At 69.5% G+C, this 13,917-nt stretch carries 15 protein-coding genes; 7 read left to right on the top strand and 8 right to left on the bottom strand.

The window, feature by feature from the left end; genetic code table 11:
* Positions 1 to 336 precede the first annotated feature (336 nt).
* Positions 337 to 633: a hypothetical protein gene (locus tag ACZ4SW_RS35935; RefSeq protein WP_468253283.1), complete on the top strand. Its 297-nt coding sequence runs from the start codon at positions 337 to 339 to the stop codon at positions 631 to 633.
* Positions 634 to 891: 258 nt separating this feature from the next.
* Here ACZ4SW_RS35935 and ACZ4SW_RS35940 read toward each other — a convergent pair whose 3' ends face one another.
* From ACZ4SW_RS35940 to ACZ4SW_RS35955, 4 genes are all read right to left on the bottom strand, one after another.
* Positions 892 to 1,929 (bottom strand): LLM class oxidoreductase, encoded by a 1,038-nt coding sequence (locus ACZ4SW_RS35940; RefSeq protein WP_468253284.1) that lies wholly within the window; start codon positions 1,927 to 1,929, stop codon positions 892 to 894.
* A 185-nt stretch (positions 1,930 to 2,114) separates the two neighbouring features.
* Complete coding sequence (locus ACZ4SW_RS35945) at positions 2,115 to 2,942, bottom strand: aldo/keto reductase (RefSeq protein WP_468253285.1); 828 nt, start codon at positions 2,940 to 2,942, stop codon at positions 2,115 to 2,117.
* Between the two features lie 174 nt (positions 2,943 to 3,116).
* Positions 3,117 to 3,545, bottom strand: coding sequence for a GlcG/HbpS family heme-binding protein (locus tag ACZ4SW_RS35950; protein ID WP_468253286.1), 429 nt, complete (start codon positions 3,543 to 3,545; stop codon positions 3,117 to 3,119).
* A 62-nt stretch (positions 3,546 to 3,607) separates the two neighbouring features.
* Complete coding sequence (locus tag ACZ4SW_RS35955; protein WP_468253287.1) at positions 3,608 to 4,822, bottom strand: MFS transporter; 1,215 nt, start codon at positions 4,820 to 4,822, stop codon at positions 3,608 to 3,610.
* Between the two features lie 161 nt (positions 4,823 to 4,983).
* Between ACZ4SW_RS35955 and ACZ4SW_RS35960 the strand changes: the two genes are divergently transcribed.
* The 3 genes from ACZ4SW_RS35960 (at position 4,984) to ACZ4SW_RS35970 (ending at position 6,889) form a co-directional block, all read left to right on the top strand.
* Positions 4,984 to 5,451 carry a MarR family winged helix-turn-helix transcriptional regulator gene (locus ACZ4SW_RS35960; protein ID WP_468253288.1) on the top strand — a complete coding sequence of 156 codons (468 nt, stop codon included), beginning with the start codon at positions 4,984 to 4,986 and terminating at the stop codon, positions 5,449 to 5,451.
* 17 nt (positions 5,452 to 5,468) lie between these two features.
* Positions 5,469 to 6,398 (top strand): NADP-dependent oxidoreductase, encoded by a 930-nt coding sequence (locus ACZ4SW_RS35965; protein ID WP_468253289.1) that lies wholly within the window; start codon positions 5,469 to 5,471, stop codon positions 6,396 to 6,398.
* Between the two features lie 122 nt (positions 6,399 to 6,520).
* On the top strand, positions 6,521 to 6,889 hold the full coding sequence (locus ACZ4SW_RS35970) for a nuclear transport factor 2 family protein (protein WP_468253290.1): 369 nt from the start codon (positions 6,521 to 6,523) through the stop codon (positions 6,887 to 6,889).
* A gap of 218 nt (positions 6,890 to 7,107) precedes the next feature.
* Here the strand turns inward: ACZ4SW_RS35970 and ACZ4SW_RS35975 are convergent, their stop codons facing one another.
* Positions 7,108 to 7,815 carry a hypothetical protein gene (locus tag ACZ4SW_RS35975; RefSeq protein ID WP_468253291.1) on the bottom strand — a complete coding sequence of 236 codons (708 nt, stop codon included), beginning with the start codon at positions 7,813 to 7,815 and terminating at the stop codon, positions 7,108 to 7,110.
* Between the two features lie 16 nt (positions 7,816 to 7,831).
* Positions 7,832 to 8,458: a hypothetical protein gene (locus ACZ4SW_RS35980; protein WP_468253292.1), complete on the bottom strand. Its 627-nt coding sequence runs from the start codon at positions 8,456 to 8,458 to the stop codon at positions 7,832 to 7,834.
* 170 nt (positions 8,459 to 8,628) lie between these two features.
* Here ACZ4SW_RS35980 and ACZ4SW_RS35985 point away from each other — a divergent pair, with 170 nt between their 5' ends.
* Complete coding sequence (locus tag ACZ4SW_RS35985) at positions 8,629 to 10,488, top strand: hypothetical protein (RefSeq protein WP_468253293.1); 1,860 nt, start codon at positions 8,629 to 8,631, stop codon at positions 10,486 to 10,488.
* Positions 10,489 to 10,533: 45 nt separating this feature from the next.
* Positions 10,534 to 10,971: a hypothetical protein gene (locus ACZ4SW_RS35990; protein WP_468253294.1), complete on the top strand. Its 438-nt coding sequence runs from the start codon at positions 10,534 to 10,536 to the stop codon at positions 10,969 to 10,971.
* Between the two features lie 64 nt (positions 10,972 to 11,035).
* Here the strand turns inward: ACZ4SW_RS35990 and ACZ4SW_RS35995 are convergent, their stop codons facing one another.
* Positions 11,036 to 11,500 carry a MarR family winged helix-turn-helix transcriptional regulator gene (locus ACZ4SW_RS35995; RefSeq protein ID WP_468253295.1) on the bottom strand — a complete coding sequence of 155 codons (465 nt, stop codon included), beginning with the start codon at positions 11,498 to 11,500 and terminating at the stop codon, positions 11,036 to 11,038.
* A 336-nt stretch (positions 11,501 to 11,836) separates the two neighbouring features.
* Positions 11,837 to 12,754, bottom strand: coding sequence for a LysR substrate-binding domain-containing protein (locus ACZ4SW_RS36000; RefSeq protein WP_468253296.1), 918 nt, complete (start codon positions 12,752 to 12,754; stop codon positions 11,837 to 11,839).
* A gap of 146 nt (positions 12,755 to 12,900) precedes the next feature.
* On the opposite strand from ACZ4SW_RS36000, the gene ACZ4SW_RS36005 reads away from it, so the two are divergent.
* Positions 12,901 to 13,911, top strand: coding sequence for an aldo/keto reductase (locus tag ACZ4SW_RS36005; RefSeq protein WP_468253297.1), 1,011 nt, complete (start codon positions 12,901 to 12,903; stop codon positions 13,909 to 13,911).
* Positions 13,912 to 13,917: the final 6 nt, after the last annotated feature.

Genomic DNA, 13,917 nt, shown 5'->3' on the forward strand with positions numbered 1-13,917 from the left:
GGGAGCGACGCGACGACATCCACGAAGCATTCCTCGGCCTCGCCACCTGCCTCATCACCCACCGTCACGTCCAACGCCTTTGTTAGGACCTCTTAAAGGGGCACCCGCCGTCCAACGGCCGCTGCCCCTTTCTTCTTGCCCGAACGCCGTCGGCCGGAGCCGGGCCCGCCGGTAGCGTCGCTCGCATGGACGAGACCGGACCCCAGGCGTAACCCTTCGGGCCGGGCGAATGGTGAGCGGCGAGCGAACGGAACGGAAAGATCGCGCGTGGAGCTTGCCATCCAAGATCATGGATCGGCTGCTGCGCAGGGTACTGGGTCGTGACAGGATCGGTGTATGGGCACCGAGACGGACTGGGTGTACCGAGTGTTCGAGCCGCACGGCTCCGAGGGATGGCGCCCCTACGGCGACGCCGAGCGTTGGCATGGAGCGATCACCGCACCCGACTCGGCCGAGGGAGCCAAGTTGGCCATCGGCCGGATCGTCGGCGACCTGATGACCGAGTGGGAGAGCATCGGCCTCCACCACGCGATGCACGTGCGGGTCTTCCTCTGGCACGACGAGGAGGACAGCACCGAGGAGCCGGACTTCATCGTGGAGGTACGGCCCCGGTCGGACTTCGACGCAGCGTGACGAGTCCGAGCCGGATCCGCGTTCCGGATACAGGCCCGAGGACACCAGATAGGTGGATCAAGGGAACCGGGCCCAGCCTGGACGCCCTGGTGCCGGGACATGAACTGTCGGACCGGACCGTCAGTTGCTCACCCGCCGCACCTCCGTCCTCACCTGCGATCGTGGACGCTGCGTGGGGCGAGTGAACAACCGGCATACGAGGCGTGTGCGCAGCGGGTGGCCCGGGGGACCGGTCGGGGCACACCGCTGCTGCGTTCGTCACGCCGTTGCCGTGCTGCGGCTGTCCGCTGCGGCGGGCGCGATGGTGGGGAAATGGGGGAGGACTTCCTGGGCGAGCTCGTGGAGGACCTCGTCGACGGGGCGGTCGCCAGGCCGGAGGTTGAAGGACACGTGGGCGACGCCGAGTTCGCTCATCTTCGTCAGATGGTCGACGAGGGCGCGGCGACCGGTGCGCAGGCCGAGGCGGATCGCCGTGGCCGGGGTGTCCGGGTTCGCGGTGAGGTCCAACTGCATGGGCGTCAGGTACGGCTTGGGGCCGTCCGCGGTCAGCTGCTGCCATTCGCGGATCTTCAGCCGCAGCGCGCCGAGCGGGCGCGGGTAGTTGAGGGAGGCATCGGCGTTCTGCGCGATCCATTCGGTGGACTGCTGGGCGTGTCCGGCGATGGCCAGCGGGATGGTGGCACCGGTGGGCTTGGGCAGGACGTCCAGGCCACGGTCGCCGTGCAGGCCCCATGCGGGCAGGCTCATGCCCTGCTCAGGTGGGTGAGTGGTCCAGGCGGTGCGGAGTATGTCGACGCTTTGGCGGAAGGTGGCGCCGCGGGCCTGGAAGTCCTCGCCGAACAGGGGGTACTCGACCGGCCGGTCCCCGCTGGCCAGGCCGAGGACGAACCGGCCGCCGGAGAGCACATCCACGGTGGCCGCCGCCTTGGCGACGAGCAGCGGCCGGCGCAACGGCAGGACCACCGCGGCGGTTCCGAGCACGGCCCGTCGGGTGACGGCGGCGAGGTGGCCGAGGTGGGTGAAGGTCTCGAAGACGGATCCGGCGTCGCCGAACTGCTGCGGGTCGTACAGGGGCACATCCCGTACCCACAGTGCGGCGAAGCCGAGGTCGTCGGCGAGGCGGGCCAGCCGGGCGTGCTCGGTGAGGTCGGGAACGCCGAAGGGGCGGCCGGCCATGCGGTCGGCGCGCAGTCGGGTGGTGCCCCAGTCGTTGTCCAGCGGGAGCTCGAGGCCGAGGGTGAGGCGACCGTCCGGGTTGACGAGGCGGTCCAGGGCGGTGTGCGGGGCGTCGGACACAGGGGAGGCACCTTTCTGGCCGGCAGAGGTGGGCGTTTCTGGCGAGCGGAGGCAGGGGAGCGGAGGAAGGCGGGCGCGGGGAAGAACGGGGGAGAGGACGCCGGCGCGGGCGGGAAGGGATGGTCCGCCCGCGCCGGGCCGAGGGGGACGGGTGTCCGGGACGGCCGTAAGCCGAGAGCTGGACCTCAGTTGAAGGTGTCGGGGTCCGGGCCGGTGCGCAGACCGCGGTCGAGCGCGGCGATCGCGGCCATCTCCTGCTCCGACAGGGCGAAGTCGAAGACGTCGATGTTCTCCCGGATGCGGGCCGGGGTGACCGACTTGGGGATGACGATGTTGCCGAGCTGCAGGTGCCAGCGCAGGACGACCTGCGCGGGCGACTTGCCGTGCTGCGCGGCGATGGTGGTGATCGCGTCGTCGCCCAGGACGGCACCCTGCGCCAGCGGACTCCACGCCTCCGTGGCGATGCCGAGGTCGGCGTGCACGGCGCGCAACTCGTTCTGCTGCAGGGCCGGGTGCAGCTCGATCTGGTTGACGGCCGGCACCAGGTCGGCGTCGTCCAGCAGACGCTTCAGATGCGCCGGCTGGAAGTTGGAGACGCCCGCGGCCCTGATCCGGCCGTCGGCAGCCAGCTTCTCGAGGGCCTTCCACGACTCCAGGTACAGGTCGCGGGCCGGTGTGGGCCAGTGGATGAGGTAGAGGTCGACGTAGTCCAGCCCCAGCTTGGCGAGGCTGGCGTCGAAGGCCTTCAGCGTGGCGTCGTAGCCCTGGTCGGCGTTCCACAGCTTGGTGGTGATGAACAGGTCGTCACGGGCGATGCCGGAGCCGGCGAGGGCCTTGCCGACACCGGATTCATTGCCGTAGATCGCGGCGGTGTCGATGGAGCGGTAGCCGGCCTCCAGGGTGGCTGTGACGGCGGCGGTCGTCTCCGCGTCGGGGACCTGGAAGACACCGAAGCCGAGCTGGGGGATCTCGACGCCGTTGTTGAGCGTGACGGTGGGGACGGAGGCGTTCATACGCGCAGACTCCTTGCGTGGTGATGGGCGGTGCGAACAGGGTGGGCCCTTTGGCCTGCGGTGCCCGTTGGCCGGGGTCTCGCGGGCCGGGGGCACGCCCTGGGCTGCTGCGCCTGCGTTGCCGGCCGGGCCGGTGCCCGGCGTGCTGCAGGGGGCGCTGACAGCGAGACGTCCTCAGGCGAGGGTGTTCAGTGCCGTGGTGGCGAAGGCGTGGTCCTGTTCGGGGCTGCCGCCGCCGACGCCGACGGCGCCGATGAGGCGGCCGTCGCGGTGGATCGGAAGGCCGCCTGCGATGAACAGGAGCGGCCGGTCGAGGGCGGTGGGCAGGCTGTGGAACGGGCCGTCGGGCTTGACCAGGTCGACGAGGTCGGCGGTCGGGGCGTTCAGCTGCAGGGCGGTGTAGGCCTTGCGGGTGCTGGTCTCGCCGGAGATCAGCACGGCGCGGTCGTCGCGCCGGAAGGCGAGAAGGTGGCCGCCCGCGTCGAGAACGGTGACGCTGATGGTGACCCCGGCCGCCTCGGCGGCGCGACGGGCGGCCGTGATCAGGACTTCGGCGTCCTGGGTGCTCAGCGGGGCTGCAGAGGTGGCCGTGGGGGTGCTCATGGCGGGTTGCCTCCTTGGTCGGTGGTGTGCGGGTTTGTTCGGGCCGGGCGCGGCCCTGGGGGTCAGTGCTCGAGGAGGACGCCGCTCTGCTGTACCTGCGCGGAGCCGGCCGCGACGTTGCCGGAGGCCCGGCGCCTGCGGCGGTCGAGGAACGCGGCGAGGAAGGACAGCAGCAGGGCGGTGCCGGAGAGCAGGGCGCCGACCCAGTTCGGCGAGGTGTAGCCGAGGCCGGCTGCGATCACCACGCCGCCGAGCCAGGCGGCGAGGGCGTTGCCGAGGTTGAAGGCGCCGATGTTGGCGGCGGAGGCGAGGGTCGGGGCGGCCGAGGCCTGGTCGAGGACCCACTTCTGCAGGGGCGGCACGGTCGCGAAGCCGAGCGCACCGATCAGGGTGAGGGTGATCGCTGCGAGGACCTTTTCGTGGGCGGTCGCCGTGAACAGCAGCAGGGCCAGCGCCAGGGCACCGAGCGTGGTGAAGAGCATGGGCATCAGGGCGCGGTCGGCGAACTTGCCTCCCAGCAGGTTGCCGAGGAACATGCCGGCCCCGAACAGCACCAGCAGCCAGGTGACGGCGCCCTCGGAGTAGCCGGCGACCTCGGTCATCATCGGGGTGATGTACGTGATCGCGGCGAACACACCGCCGTAGCCGAGGACGGTCATCGCCATGGCGAGCCAGACCTGCACGTTGCGGAAGGCGGCGAACTCGTTGCGTACGTTGTCGGTCTCGGGCTTGCCCATCTCGGGGACGAGCTTGGCCACGCCGAGGAAGCCGATGATGCCGAGGGCGGCGACGACGGCGAAGGTGACACGCCAGCCGAGGGCCTGCCCGATGTAGGTGCCGCCGGGGACGCCGACGATGTTGGCGACGGTCAGGCCCATGAACATCAGGGAGATGGCGGAGGCCTTCTTCTCGGGGGCCACCAGGTCGGCGGCGACCACGGAGCCGATGCCGAAGAACGCGCCGTGGGCGAGCGAGGCGATGATCCGGCCGATCAGCATGACGCTGAAGCCGGGCGCGAAGGCCGAGAGGGCATTGCCCACGACGAACAGGCCCATGAGGAACATGAGCATCTTCTTGCGGGACACCTTGGTGCCCAGCACGGTGAGCAGCGGGGCGCCGATGACGACGCCGAGCGCGTAGCCGGAGACCAGCCAGCCGGCCGTCGGGATGGTGACCCCGAAGTCGTCTGCGACCTGGGGCAGGACGCCCATGATCACGAATTCGGTGGTGCCGATCCCGAAGGCCCCGATGGCCAGGGCCAGGAGCGCGAGAGGCATGGGGGGAGATACCTTCCAAGCGATTGCGTGAGACGCTTACGTTCGGCCACAATAATTGCAGACGCGGTATATATGCAAACATAGATTGACGCACATTGCATCTGCCGTCGCGTGCAAGTATTGATGGTGCGGGCCTGGCCCGCCCGACGAAGGGGACTCCTGTGACCGTCACCGACCCAGCGCTCTGCACCCTGGCCCAGGGCTGGTGCGCTCTTTCTCTGCTTCACGGCAAGATCGAGGCTCATCTCGATAGGGCTCTGCAGACCGGACACGGGCTGAGCGCCCGGGAGTACTCGCTGCTCGACGTCCTCAGCCGCCAGCACGACGGAGTCGGTGGACACCTGCAGATGAAGCAGGTCGCCGACAGCGTCGCCCTCAGCCAGAGCGCCACCACCCGCCTGGTCACCCGCCTCGAGGACCGCGGACTGCTGTCCCGCTATCTGTGCCCCACCGACCGCCGGGGGATCTACACCGACGTCACCGACGCCGGTCTGGAGCTCCTTCAGGCGGCCCGCCCTGCCCACGACACCGCTCTGCGCGCAGCACTTGCGGAGACGGCCCAGGACGTCAGGCTCGAGCCGCTGGTCCGGGCCCTGCAGTCGCTGCCCATCCGAGTTGCCGCCGCCTGAAAGGAGCGCGTCCGTTCATGAAAGCCATGGCACTGCGCCGGTACGGTCGTCCTGAGGACCTGCGGTGGACAGACCTGCCGGACCCGAAGGTGGCGCCCGGCGAAGTCCTCGTGCGGGTGAAGGCGGCCGGGGTCAACCCGGTGGACTGGAAGCTCGCCGAAGGACGGCTCGACGCCGTCATGGAGACCGGCTTCCCGCTGATCCCCGGCTGGGATGTCGCCGGCGTCGTTGAGCAAGTGGGCTTCGACGTCAGCGAGTTCGCCCCAGGGGACGAGGTCTTCGGTTACATTCGCAAGGACTCGGCTCAGTTCGGCGCCTATGCCGAACTGGTCTCTGCGCACGTGCGCCTGCTGGCCCGCAAGCCTGCCGCGCTCACCTGGGAGGAGGCGGCGGGCGTCCCCCTCGCGGGACTGACCGCCTACCAGGCCATCCAGCGCATCGGCCTCCAGGCGCACGAGACGGTTCTCATGCACGGTGCGGCCGGGGGTGTCGGCTCGTTCGGTGTCCAGATCGCCGCCGCACTCGGAGCGCGGGTCATCGCGACGGCGAGTGAGCGCAACCACGATTTCGTCCGCGCCCTGGGGGCCGTCCCTGTGACCTACGGGGCCGGCCTCGCCGACCGCGTTCGTGAGCAGGCCGCGCAGGGGATCGACGCCGTCGTGGACTTCGCCGGAGGTGGCGCGGTGGACGTCTCGCTCGAGCTTCTCGGTGAGCCGGGCAGACTGGCCTCCATCGTCGACCCGGGAGCCGCTGCCAAGGGCGGGCACTACGTCTGGGTCCGGCCGGACCGGACCGACCTCCAAGCGCTGGCCGACTTGGCCGACGACGGCCGACTGGCCGTCCACCTTGACCATGTCCTGCCCCTCCGCGACGCAGCGGAAGCCTGGCGGATCAGCCAGAGCGGTCACACCCGCGGAAAGATCGTTCTGTCGCTCGCAGAGCACTGACCCGACCCGGGTGCGCTGCGGGCGATGCGGTATCGCCGGCAGCCTTCCGGCGTTGCGATGTCGCTCAGTCACCCCTACTGGAACAGGGCCGATGTCGCCGGTCCTGTGAGAAGGAGCTCACCATGACCACACCTCCCACGGCCAACCGCCGCAGTCCGCAGGAAGTGTTCGCCGATCACGGCGCACGACTGGGTACGGGAGACCTTGACCACGTCGCCGCCAACTACGCCGAGGACGCCGTGTTCATCACACCGTCCGGCGTTCTGCACGGCCGTGAGGGAGTCAAGCAGGCAATCGCCGAGCTGCTGGCAGACCTCCCGGACGCCACCTGGGAGCTGAAGCCGCAGTTCGCCGGCGACGTGATGTTCCTCGAATGGTCGGCAGCCAGCCCGAGCGGGCGCCGTGTGGACGACGGCGTCGACACGTTCGTCTTCCGAGACGGGCTCATCCGGGCCCAGACCGTCCGCTACACCCTGACGGCCGGCGGCTGATGCGAGGGCGCCGGCTGAGGCCGCTGCCTGAGGCAAGGGTCCCGCGCCGCCTCCGGCACAGGATCCCCGCCACGGATGCACCTTGCAAGCCCAGCCGCTACCTCCCCGCCATCACCGTGGCCAGCACACTCATCTGCTCGACACATGATGGACAAGACGCCACCCAGGCCCCGCCGAGCAGAGCGGCGCGGTGCGGATCCCGGATCCGGCCCGCGGGATCACGGCGGATCCTCGCGGAGCCGCCGGAGGTCCTCCTCCACCTCGGCGTCTGCACTGAGCCGGTACAGTTCCCGGATCCTCAGCTCCTCCTGGTCCAGGGCTGTCTCGTGCGCGGTGTCGGCCCGGGCCCCGATGTCCTCATGCGCGGTGAGGGCATCCCGGACCGTGCGCTCCATGATGCCGAGCCGGTCGGCGAGGCGGGCCAGGGCGAACTTGGTCTCGGCGGCGCGGAGACGTCGTTCGACGGAGTCCAGGGTGCGCTGCAGATCCGCGCGTGCTTCCTGGAGCAGGGCCTCGAAAGCCCGGCACACCCGGATGACTTCTTCCGCCTCCTTCACCCCGGCCTCCCACGCTGCCATGTCCGCGCGCAGTCGGCGAGCTCTGCGGAGAGCGTCTACGGCCCCCGGTGGCAGGTCGGCCACGGTGTCGCTCACCCTGGCGAAGGGCGCCACGAGGCGCCGTAGTTCCCGCTCGGACGCCGACGCTCCGGCGATGCGTCTGGTGAGTCGATTGCGTTCGAACGTGGCCTCGATGAGCCGCCCCTTCAGCTCGCGTTGCATGTCGTCCAGTTGGGCGACCGCGCCGCGTGCCTGTGACGGATCGTGCCGATCACCGCGATTCGCCGCCTGAAGGAAGTGCACCAGACGCTCGGCGACTCCCAGCAGCTCCTCCACCCGCGCCGGGAGATCGCGTTTCTCGTCCGCCATTTCCCTTGCTCCCCCCTCAAAATCGCTGGTCGTTGCTCTGGGACAGCTGGCGTATCGCATCGGCCAAGGCGTGCAGATCCTGCTCCACCGCCGGCACACCGCCGCCGTTCACACGCTGTTCCATCACGGCGACACCCAGACTGTCGCGCAAGGAGGACGCCGCGGAACAGACCAGGCCCAGCTGCCCTGTCTGTGCTTCCAGCCGCCTTCGGATCTCCGCATCCAGCGCCTGCCAGTCAGGGCCGAAGAGCCGTACGAGCGAAACCTGTTTGACCGCCAGCGCGCTGAGTTCCGCGATCGCCGCTTCCACGGTCGCCCGCACTCGGTCCGTGATGTCCTTCTGCACGCCCGCCGCCTCCGCCACCCCGGCGTTGTCGATCAGCACCGCCAGCCACTCGGCCGTGTTGAGCAGCAGATCCCGTACCGGCCAGGCCGGCAGGTACGCGACGACTTCGCGTATCCGCTGCCGATCGCCCTGCCGCGTCATCCACGCGAGTTCGCCACCGACCTGAGCCGGATCGCCGAAGCGCGCCACCCGAGCGGCTTCCGCCTCGGCCGCCTCCCTCTTCCGTTTCTTCTCCTGCTTGTCGCTGACGTACGCCCAGACACAGAAGACGACGAAGCCGATGAACAGCAGTTCCACGGACACCCCCCGAAGCCCCCGACCCGGTGGCCTCCGTCATGGTGACACCGGGGCTGCCATGAGCACCATGCGCGTCCGCCCCGACCCTGCGTGAATGCGCCCATGCGCCCTCCCCACGCGCCGTGCGTCCATGGGACGCTCGCCCGATGTACACGAGTCGCCATTGCTCGATGGACAGCGGTGCGTGGACGGATCTCATCAGCAACGCCACGATGCTCACCACAGAGGACCGGGACGACCCTCGGCCTTGGCTGGGCGAACTGCCCGGCGGGGCACGCCATGTGGCTGCGTACGTCCACGAGTCGACTCACCACTGGTGTTTCAACTCCATCGTGGGCAACGCCCTTTTCGCCCTCGCCGCCCGGGCTGAGAGCAACGCTCAGGTGTACCTGCTGCGCCGTGTCGCCACACCGGAGCGCGATCATTCCCCAGAGCTCGACGCCGTGGGGGAGGCGTTGGGCGCGGTGGTGGAGGAGCAGGGCGGACGGGGACGCGACGGCGCCCCGCTGTCCGACGAGGAGAGGGACGTCACCCCCTGGCTGATCCTCGACGACGTCGTACGGCTCCACGTCACCGTCCGGCTGCTGAGGCCGCTCGCCGAGGGACTGGCCCTCTTCGCGGAGCACGACGCGGTACCCCGGCTCAACAGCCGGGTCGGCAGCCACCTCGCCAAGGACCTGGCCTTCTACTTCAAGGGCGTGACCGCACTGATATCCGGAAACCTGGTCATCGAGCCGTTCGCCACGCTCGCGGCGGCCGGTGATGTCCTGCGCAAGACCAGGCTCAGTCCGGACGGTCTGGCGTCGAAAGCCAGTCTTCTGGCTCAGCCGCTGAGTTCGAGGGCCCGCGGATATCTGCCCGGTTACCTTGCCGTCAAGAGCATCTGGTGGCAGCTGAGCCGGCAGGACGCCCGGCTCGCCACCGAGACCGATCTCGTGCTCACCTACCTTCGCAGCTACTTCTACGAGGACCCCGGGCTCGTGGCTCTGCTGCTCGCACCGCCCCACCCTGAGCCGGTCGTGAGCGCCAATCGCATCAAGGACCACCTGGCGCGCAGGCTCGCCGACATCGAACGGGTCACCGCCGACGACGTGACGACGTTCGAGGACTCGGTCCTGCAGTTCGTGCAGAGCGGGATACCGCAACCAGGCCGGGGCATCCTCACCGATCGCGACAGCTCCAACCGCCCGATCCCCCTCTTCCTCGAGACCGTGCGAGCCCAGGACGAGGACGCCCGGCGCGAGCTGCTGGGCGAGAACATCACGCACACCATGAAGAGGCTGCTGCTGCGCGTCTGGAACCGCAGGTCCCACCTCACCGTCTCCTCCGTTCCGGTGACCCTGCGGGTCCTCGGCTGGGGCACAGGCGCGGAGGTCGTATGGCGTGAGGAACTCCTGTACCACGCGGACGCCTCCGACCTCACGTCTCACCCCGCGCCCGGTACGTACCAGGCACGGCTGGAGATCATCCTCACCACGGCCATGACGGGGCAGGACCTGATGTGCCGGGGTGCGTTCGTCACCGTGCAGGGCCGAGTGGTCTCCTGCACCATGAACCGGCGTGCGTCCGACGAACTGCGGCAGAAGATGCTCGAACTGCATGAGGAACGTGAGGAGCTGGTGACCGCCGGAAAGCGGCTGTCGGCCTTCACGGACGCCGTGGTCGACCACACGTCGGGCCTGAAGCAGTTGTTGGACCACATCATGCGGCACACCGACGAGGTCACGGACCTTCTGTACCGCGAGACGGCTCTGTGGCCCGCCGAGCCGGAACTCCGCGAGCGATGTGCCCGGCTGATGGCGGATCAGGGTCTGTTCCCCTTGCTCGGCGACGTCACGCTGCTCAACTCCCTGGCTCTCCTCGGCCTCGCGACCGGCCTCCACACCGATCGTGAGCGGGTGGCCGAAGAGTTCACCGCCAGGGAACTCGACCTGGAACGGACCCTCGAGCAACTGGACGCCCGCTGGGACACGCACGGCTATCCGCCTCCGGTGCCCCGAACCGCTGCCCGGTTGCTCTGCCCTCTCTGACAGCGCCTGCCATGCACGCAGGCATGCTTAACGGAAAGGCCGCGCATGCCTCCCACCGTCTCCCCGTCCGACAGCCAGTCCCCGGCCGTGGGCCCGGCCATCGAGGTAGAAGGGCTCTGGCTCGTCGAGTTCCTCGAACTCTCCGAGGCGCTCCCGCCCGACAGCATCCGCAAGCTGCCGCCCCGCGCGGACGACGGCCGCACGCACGGAGACCTGGGCACCGTCGTCGCCGTGGTCACCCTCACCTCCGCCGTGCTGCAATCCCTCACCGCGTGGCTCCAGGCGCGCCAGACACGGCAGCGCCCCGAGCAGCGGACGGTCCCGCCGGGCCAGGGCTATGCACTCGAACGCCGGCCCGATGGCACGATCGTGCTCAGCCTGCCCCGGCTCGACGGCACGGGAGGACCGCCTTCGAGCGTTCCCCTTGAAGAAATCCGCGCGCAGTTGGAGCGCTTCCTGGAAGGTCTGGACGGCACTTCCTAGGGGTGTCTCATCGATCAGGCCGGATCAGGCACCGGGCACCGCGAGCCCGGCATGGAGACACCCCCTAGCGTTCGGCCACCGGGCGCGTCGACTGCATGACCTCCACCAGCGGAACCAGTTCGGGAGACTTGGCCGCTTGGTCGAGCGCCTCGCGCAGCGCGGCATCGTTGGTCGGCCGCGCCTCCGCCAGGAGCTTGAGGCCGGCCGCGGTGACGTCGGTGTAGATGCCGCGCCGGTCGGTGGGGCACAGATAGCGGGACAGCAGTCCGCGGTCCTCGAGGCGGGTGACCAGGCGGGTGGTGGCGCTCTGGCTGAGGACGACGGCGTCGGCGACCTGCTTCATCTGCAGGTGTCCGCCCTCCCCGTCGTGCTGGCGGCTGAGGACGTCGAGCAGTGAGTACTCGCGCACACTCAGGTCGTGCTTGGCCTGCAGGGCGCGTTCGATGTGGGCCTCGATCCTCCCGTGGAGCAGGGAGAGGGCGCACCAGCCTTGGGCGAGGGCGGTGAGTGCCGGGTCCGTGGCGGTCATCTGGGTGAGGCCTCCTTCTGTGCGCGGCGGGAGAATTCAGGGTAGGCCACCGCTGAAATAAACCGCTGTCGCCTATAGAAAGCGCCAGCAAGTTATTCCCTATTCCCGCCCCGAATCGCGCGTGCCCGCCCTCGGCTCTTCGCGGTGCTCGCCTTGCCGACAGAACGGGGCAGGTCGGCAGCGTCTCGCAGGGGGACGGCAAGCGCGGCAGCCGGCCGGGGCCGGCATCGGGCACCTGGGTGGTGTCGTCCGCCTGCGCCCTCGGCTCCCGTATCGGGGTGGCTGTTCCTCACCGTTGTCGCGGCCGGAAGTCCGCGCCTGTCGAGGCCGGGGCGATCACTGCTGCGCAGTGATCCGGTTGGTGCCGGTGGTGCCGAGGACGGTGGCGCGGAAGGATGCCACCAGGGGCCGCAGGTCGACCTGGTGCCATGCGGCCCACAGCTGGACGCACGTGTGGTGCCAGGGAAGCTCGCGCACCGCGACGTCCTCGGCGGTGGCGCGGACCATGCTCTTCTGCACGAGTGCGAGTCCGAGCCCGGAGGCGACCAGACCGAGCGCGGTCAGTGGCTCGGCGGCGTCGAGGCGGATGTCGGGCGTGAAGCCGGCTGCCGTGCAGGCGGCGACGAACGTGTCCCGCCAGGCGGGGTCCTGGGCGTTCTCGACTGCGATCCACGGCTGACCGTCGAGGTCCCCGGGGGTCACCTCTTCCTGGTCGGCGAGTGGATGCCCCGCGGGCAGGGCGAGCAGCAGCGGGTCCTCGAGCAGGGGGGCGGCCAGCAGGTCGGGGTCGTCCGCGCTGGGAGGTTCATGGACGAGGGCGATGTCGAGGCTGCGCTGCCGCAGGCCTTCGAACTGCTCGGCCGGTGGAAGGTTGTACAGAGCGATGTGGACGCCGGGGCGTTCGCTGTGCAGGGCGCGAAGTGCGCCGGGCAGGATGCCGGTGTGCATGGCGTCGGCAACGTAGCCGATGCACAGGCCGCCCTCTTCTCCACGGCCCAGTCGGCGGCCCAGGTTCTCCAAGCGGTCCGCGTGCCGCAACAGTGCGCGGGCTTCGGCCAGGAAGACCTGGCCGTCCCGGGTGAGCCGGATTCTTTGCTGGCCGCGTTCGAACAGGGTGAGACCCAGGTTCTTCTCGAGCTGCGCGATCTGCCGGCTGAGCGGTGACTGGGAGATGTGCAGCCGCTCGGCGGCCTGGCCGACGTGTTCGGTCTCGGCGACGGCGACGAAGTAGCGGAGTTGCCGCAAGTCAAGCATGTAAGACCTCGAAGGACTCAAGTGTGTCCAAGTAAGTCTTGGACAGTCTCAAGTCTAGTTCCTAGCCTCGAACGCGTCAGGCCGACGGAGCGCGCAAAAGGCGCGAAGAACACATCCGTCGCTGCTCCTACAGAAGGATCTTCACCATGCCCCTCAAGTCCTTCCTGCCCGGCCGCCTGGGCTTCGGCACCGCACCGCTGGGCAACATGTTCCGGGCCATACCCGACGAGGAGGCCGCGGCCACCGTGGACGCTGCCTGGAACAACGGCATCCGCTACTTCGACACCGCGCCCTTCTACGGCGCGGGCCTGGCCGAGATCCGGCTTGGAGAAGCGCTGGCAGACCGCCCCCGCGACGAGTTCGTCCTGAGCACCAAGGTCGGCCGCGTCATCCTCGACGAGATCGAGGATCCGTCCGCCCGCGACCTCGGCGAGAAGGGCGGACTGTTCGAACACGGACGCCCCAACAAGATCGTCAACGACTACTCGGCCGACGCCACGCTGCGCTCCATCGAGGACAGCCTCGAGCGGCTGAAGACAGACCGCCTCGACATCGTGTGGGTACACGACGTTGCACAGGACTTCTACGGCGACGAGTGGCTCGCCGCCTACGAGACGGCCCGCACCGGCGCGTTCCGGGTTCTGCAGAGGCTGCGCGACGACGGCGTCATCAAGGCCTGGGGTCTCGGTGTCAACCGGGTCGAGCCCCTGGAGCTGACGCTGGACCTCGACGAGCCGAAGCCGGACGCGTTCCTCCTCGCCGGCCGCTACACGCTGCTGGATCACGAGCGCGCCCTGCAGCGGCTGTTGCCGGCCGCGAAGGATCAAAGCGTCGACATCGTCGTCGGCGGGCCGTACAGCTCCGGCGTCCTGGCCGGCGGACAGCACTTCGAGTACCAGAAGGCCCCGGCCCAGGTCATCGCAAAGGTGGAGCGCATCAAGGCCCTCGCAGAGCAGTACGGCGTCGGCATCAAGGCCGCAGCACTGCAGTTCTCCCTTGCTCACCCCGCGGTCGCCGCGGCCATCCCCGGCGCGTCCCGGCCGAGCCGCATCGCCGAGGACGTCGCCGCGCTCGGCGGGGAAATCCCGGCGGCCTTCTGGACGGCTCTGCGCACGGAAGGACTGATCGCTCAGGACGCCCCCGTACCCAGCGCCTGACCTGCA

It is taken from the genome of Streptomyces sp. NPDC028331 (genome assembly GCF_055565775.1).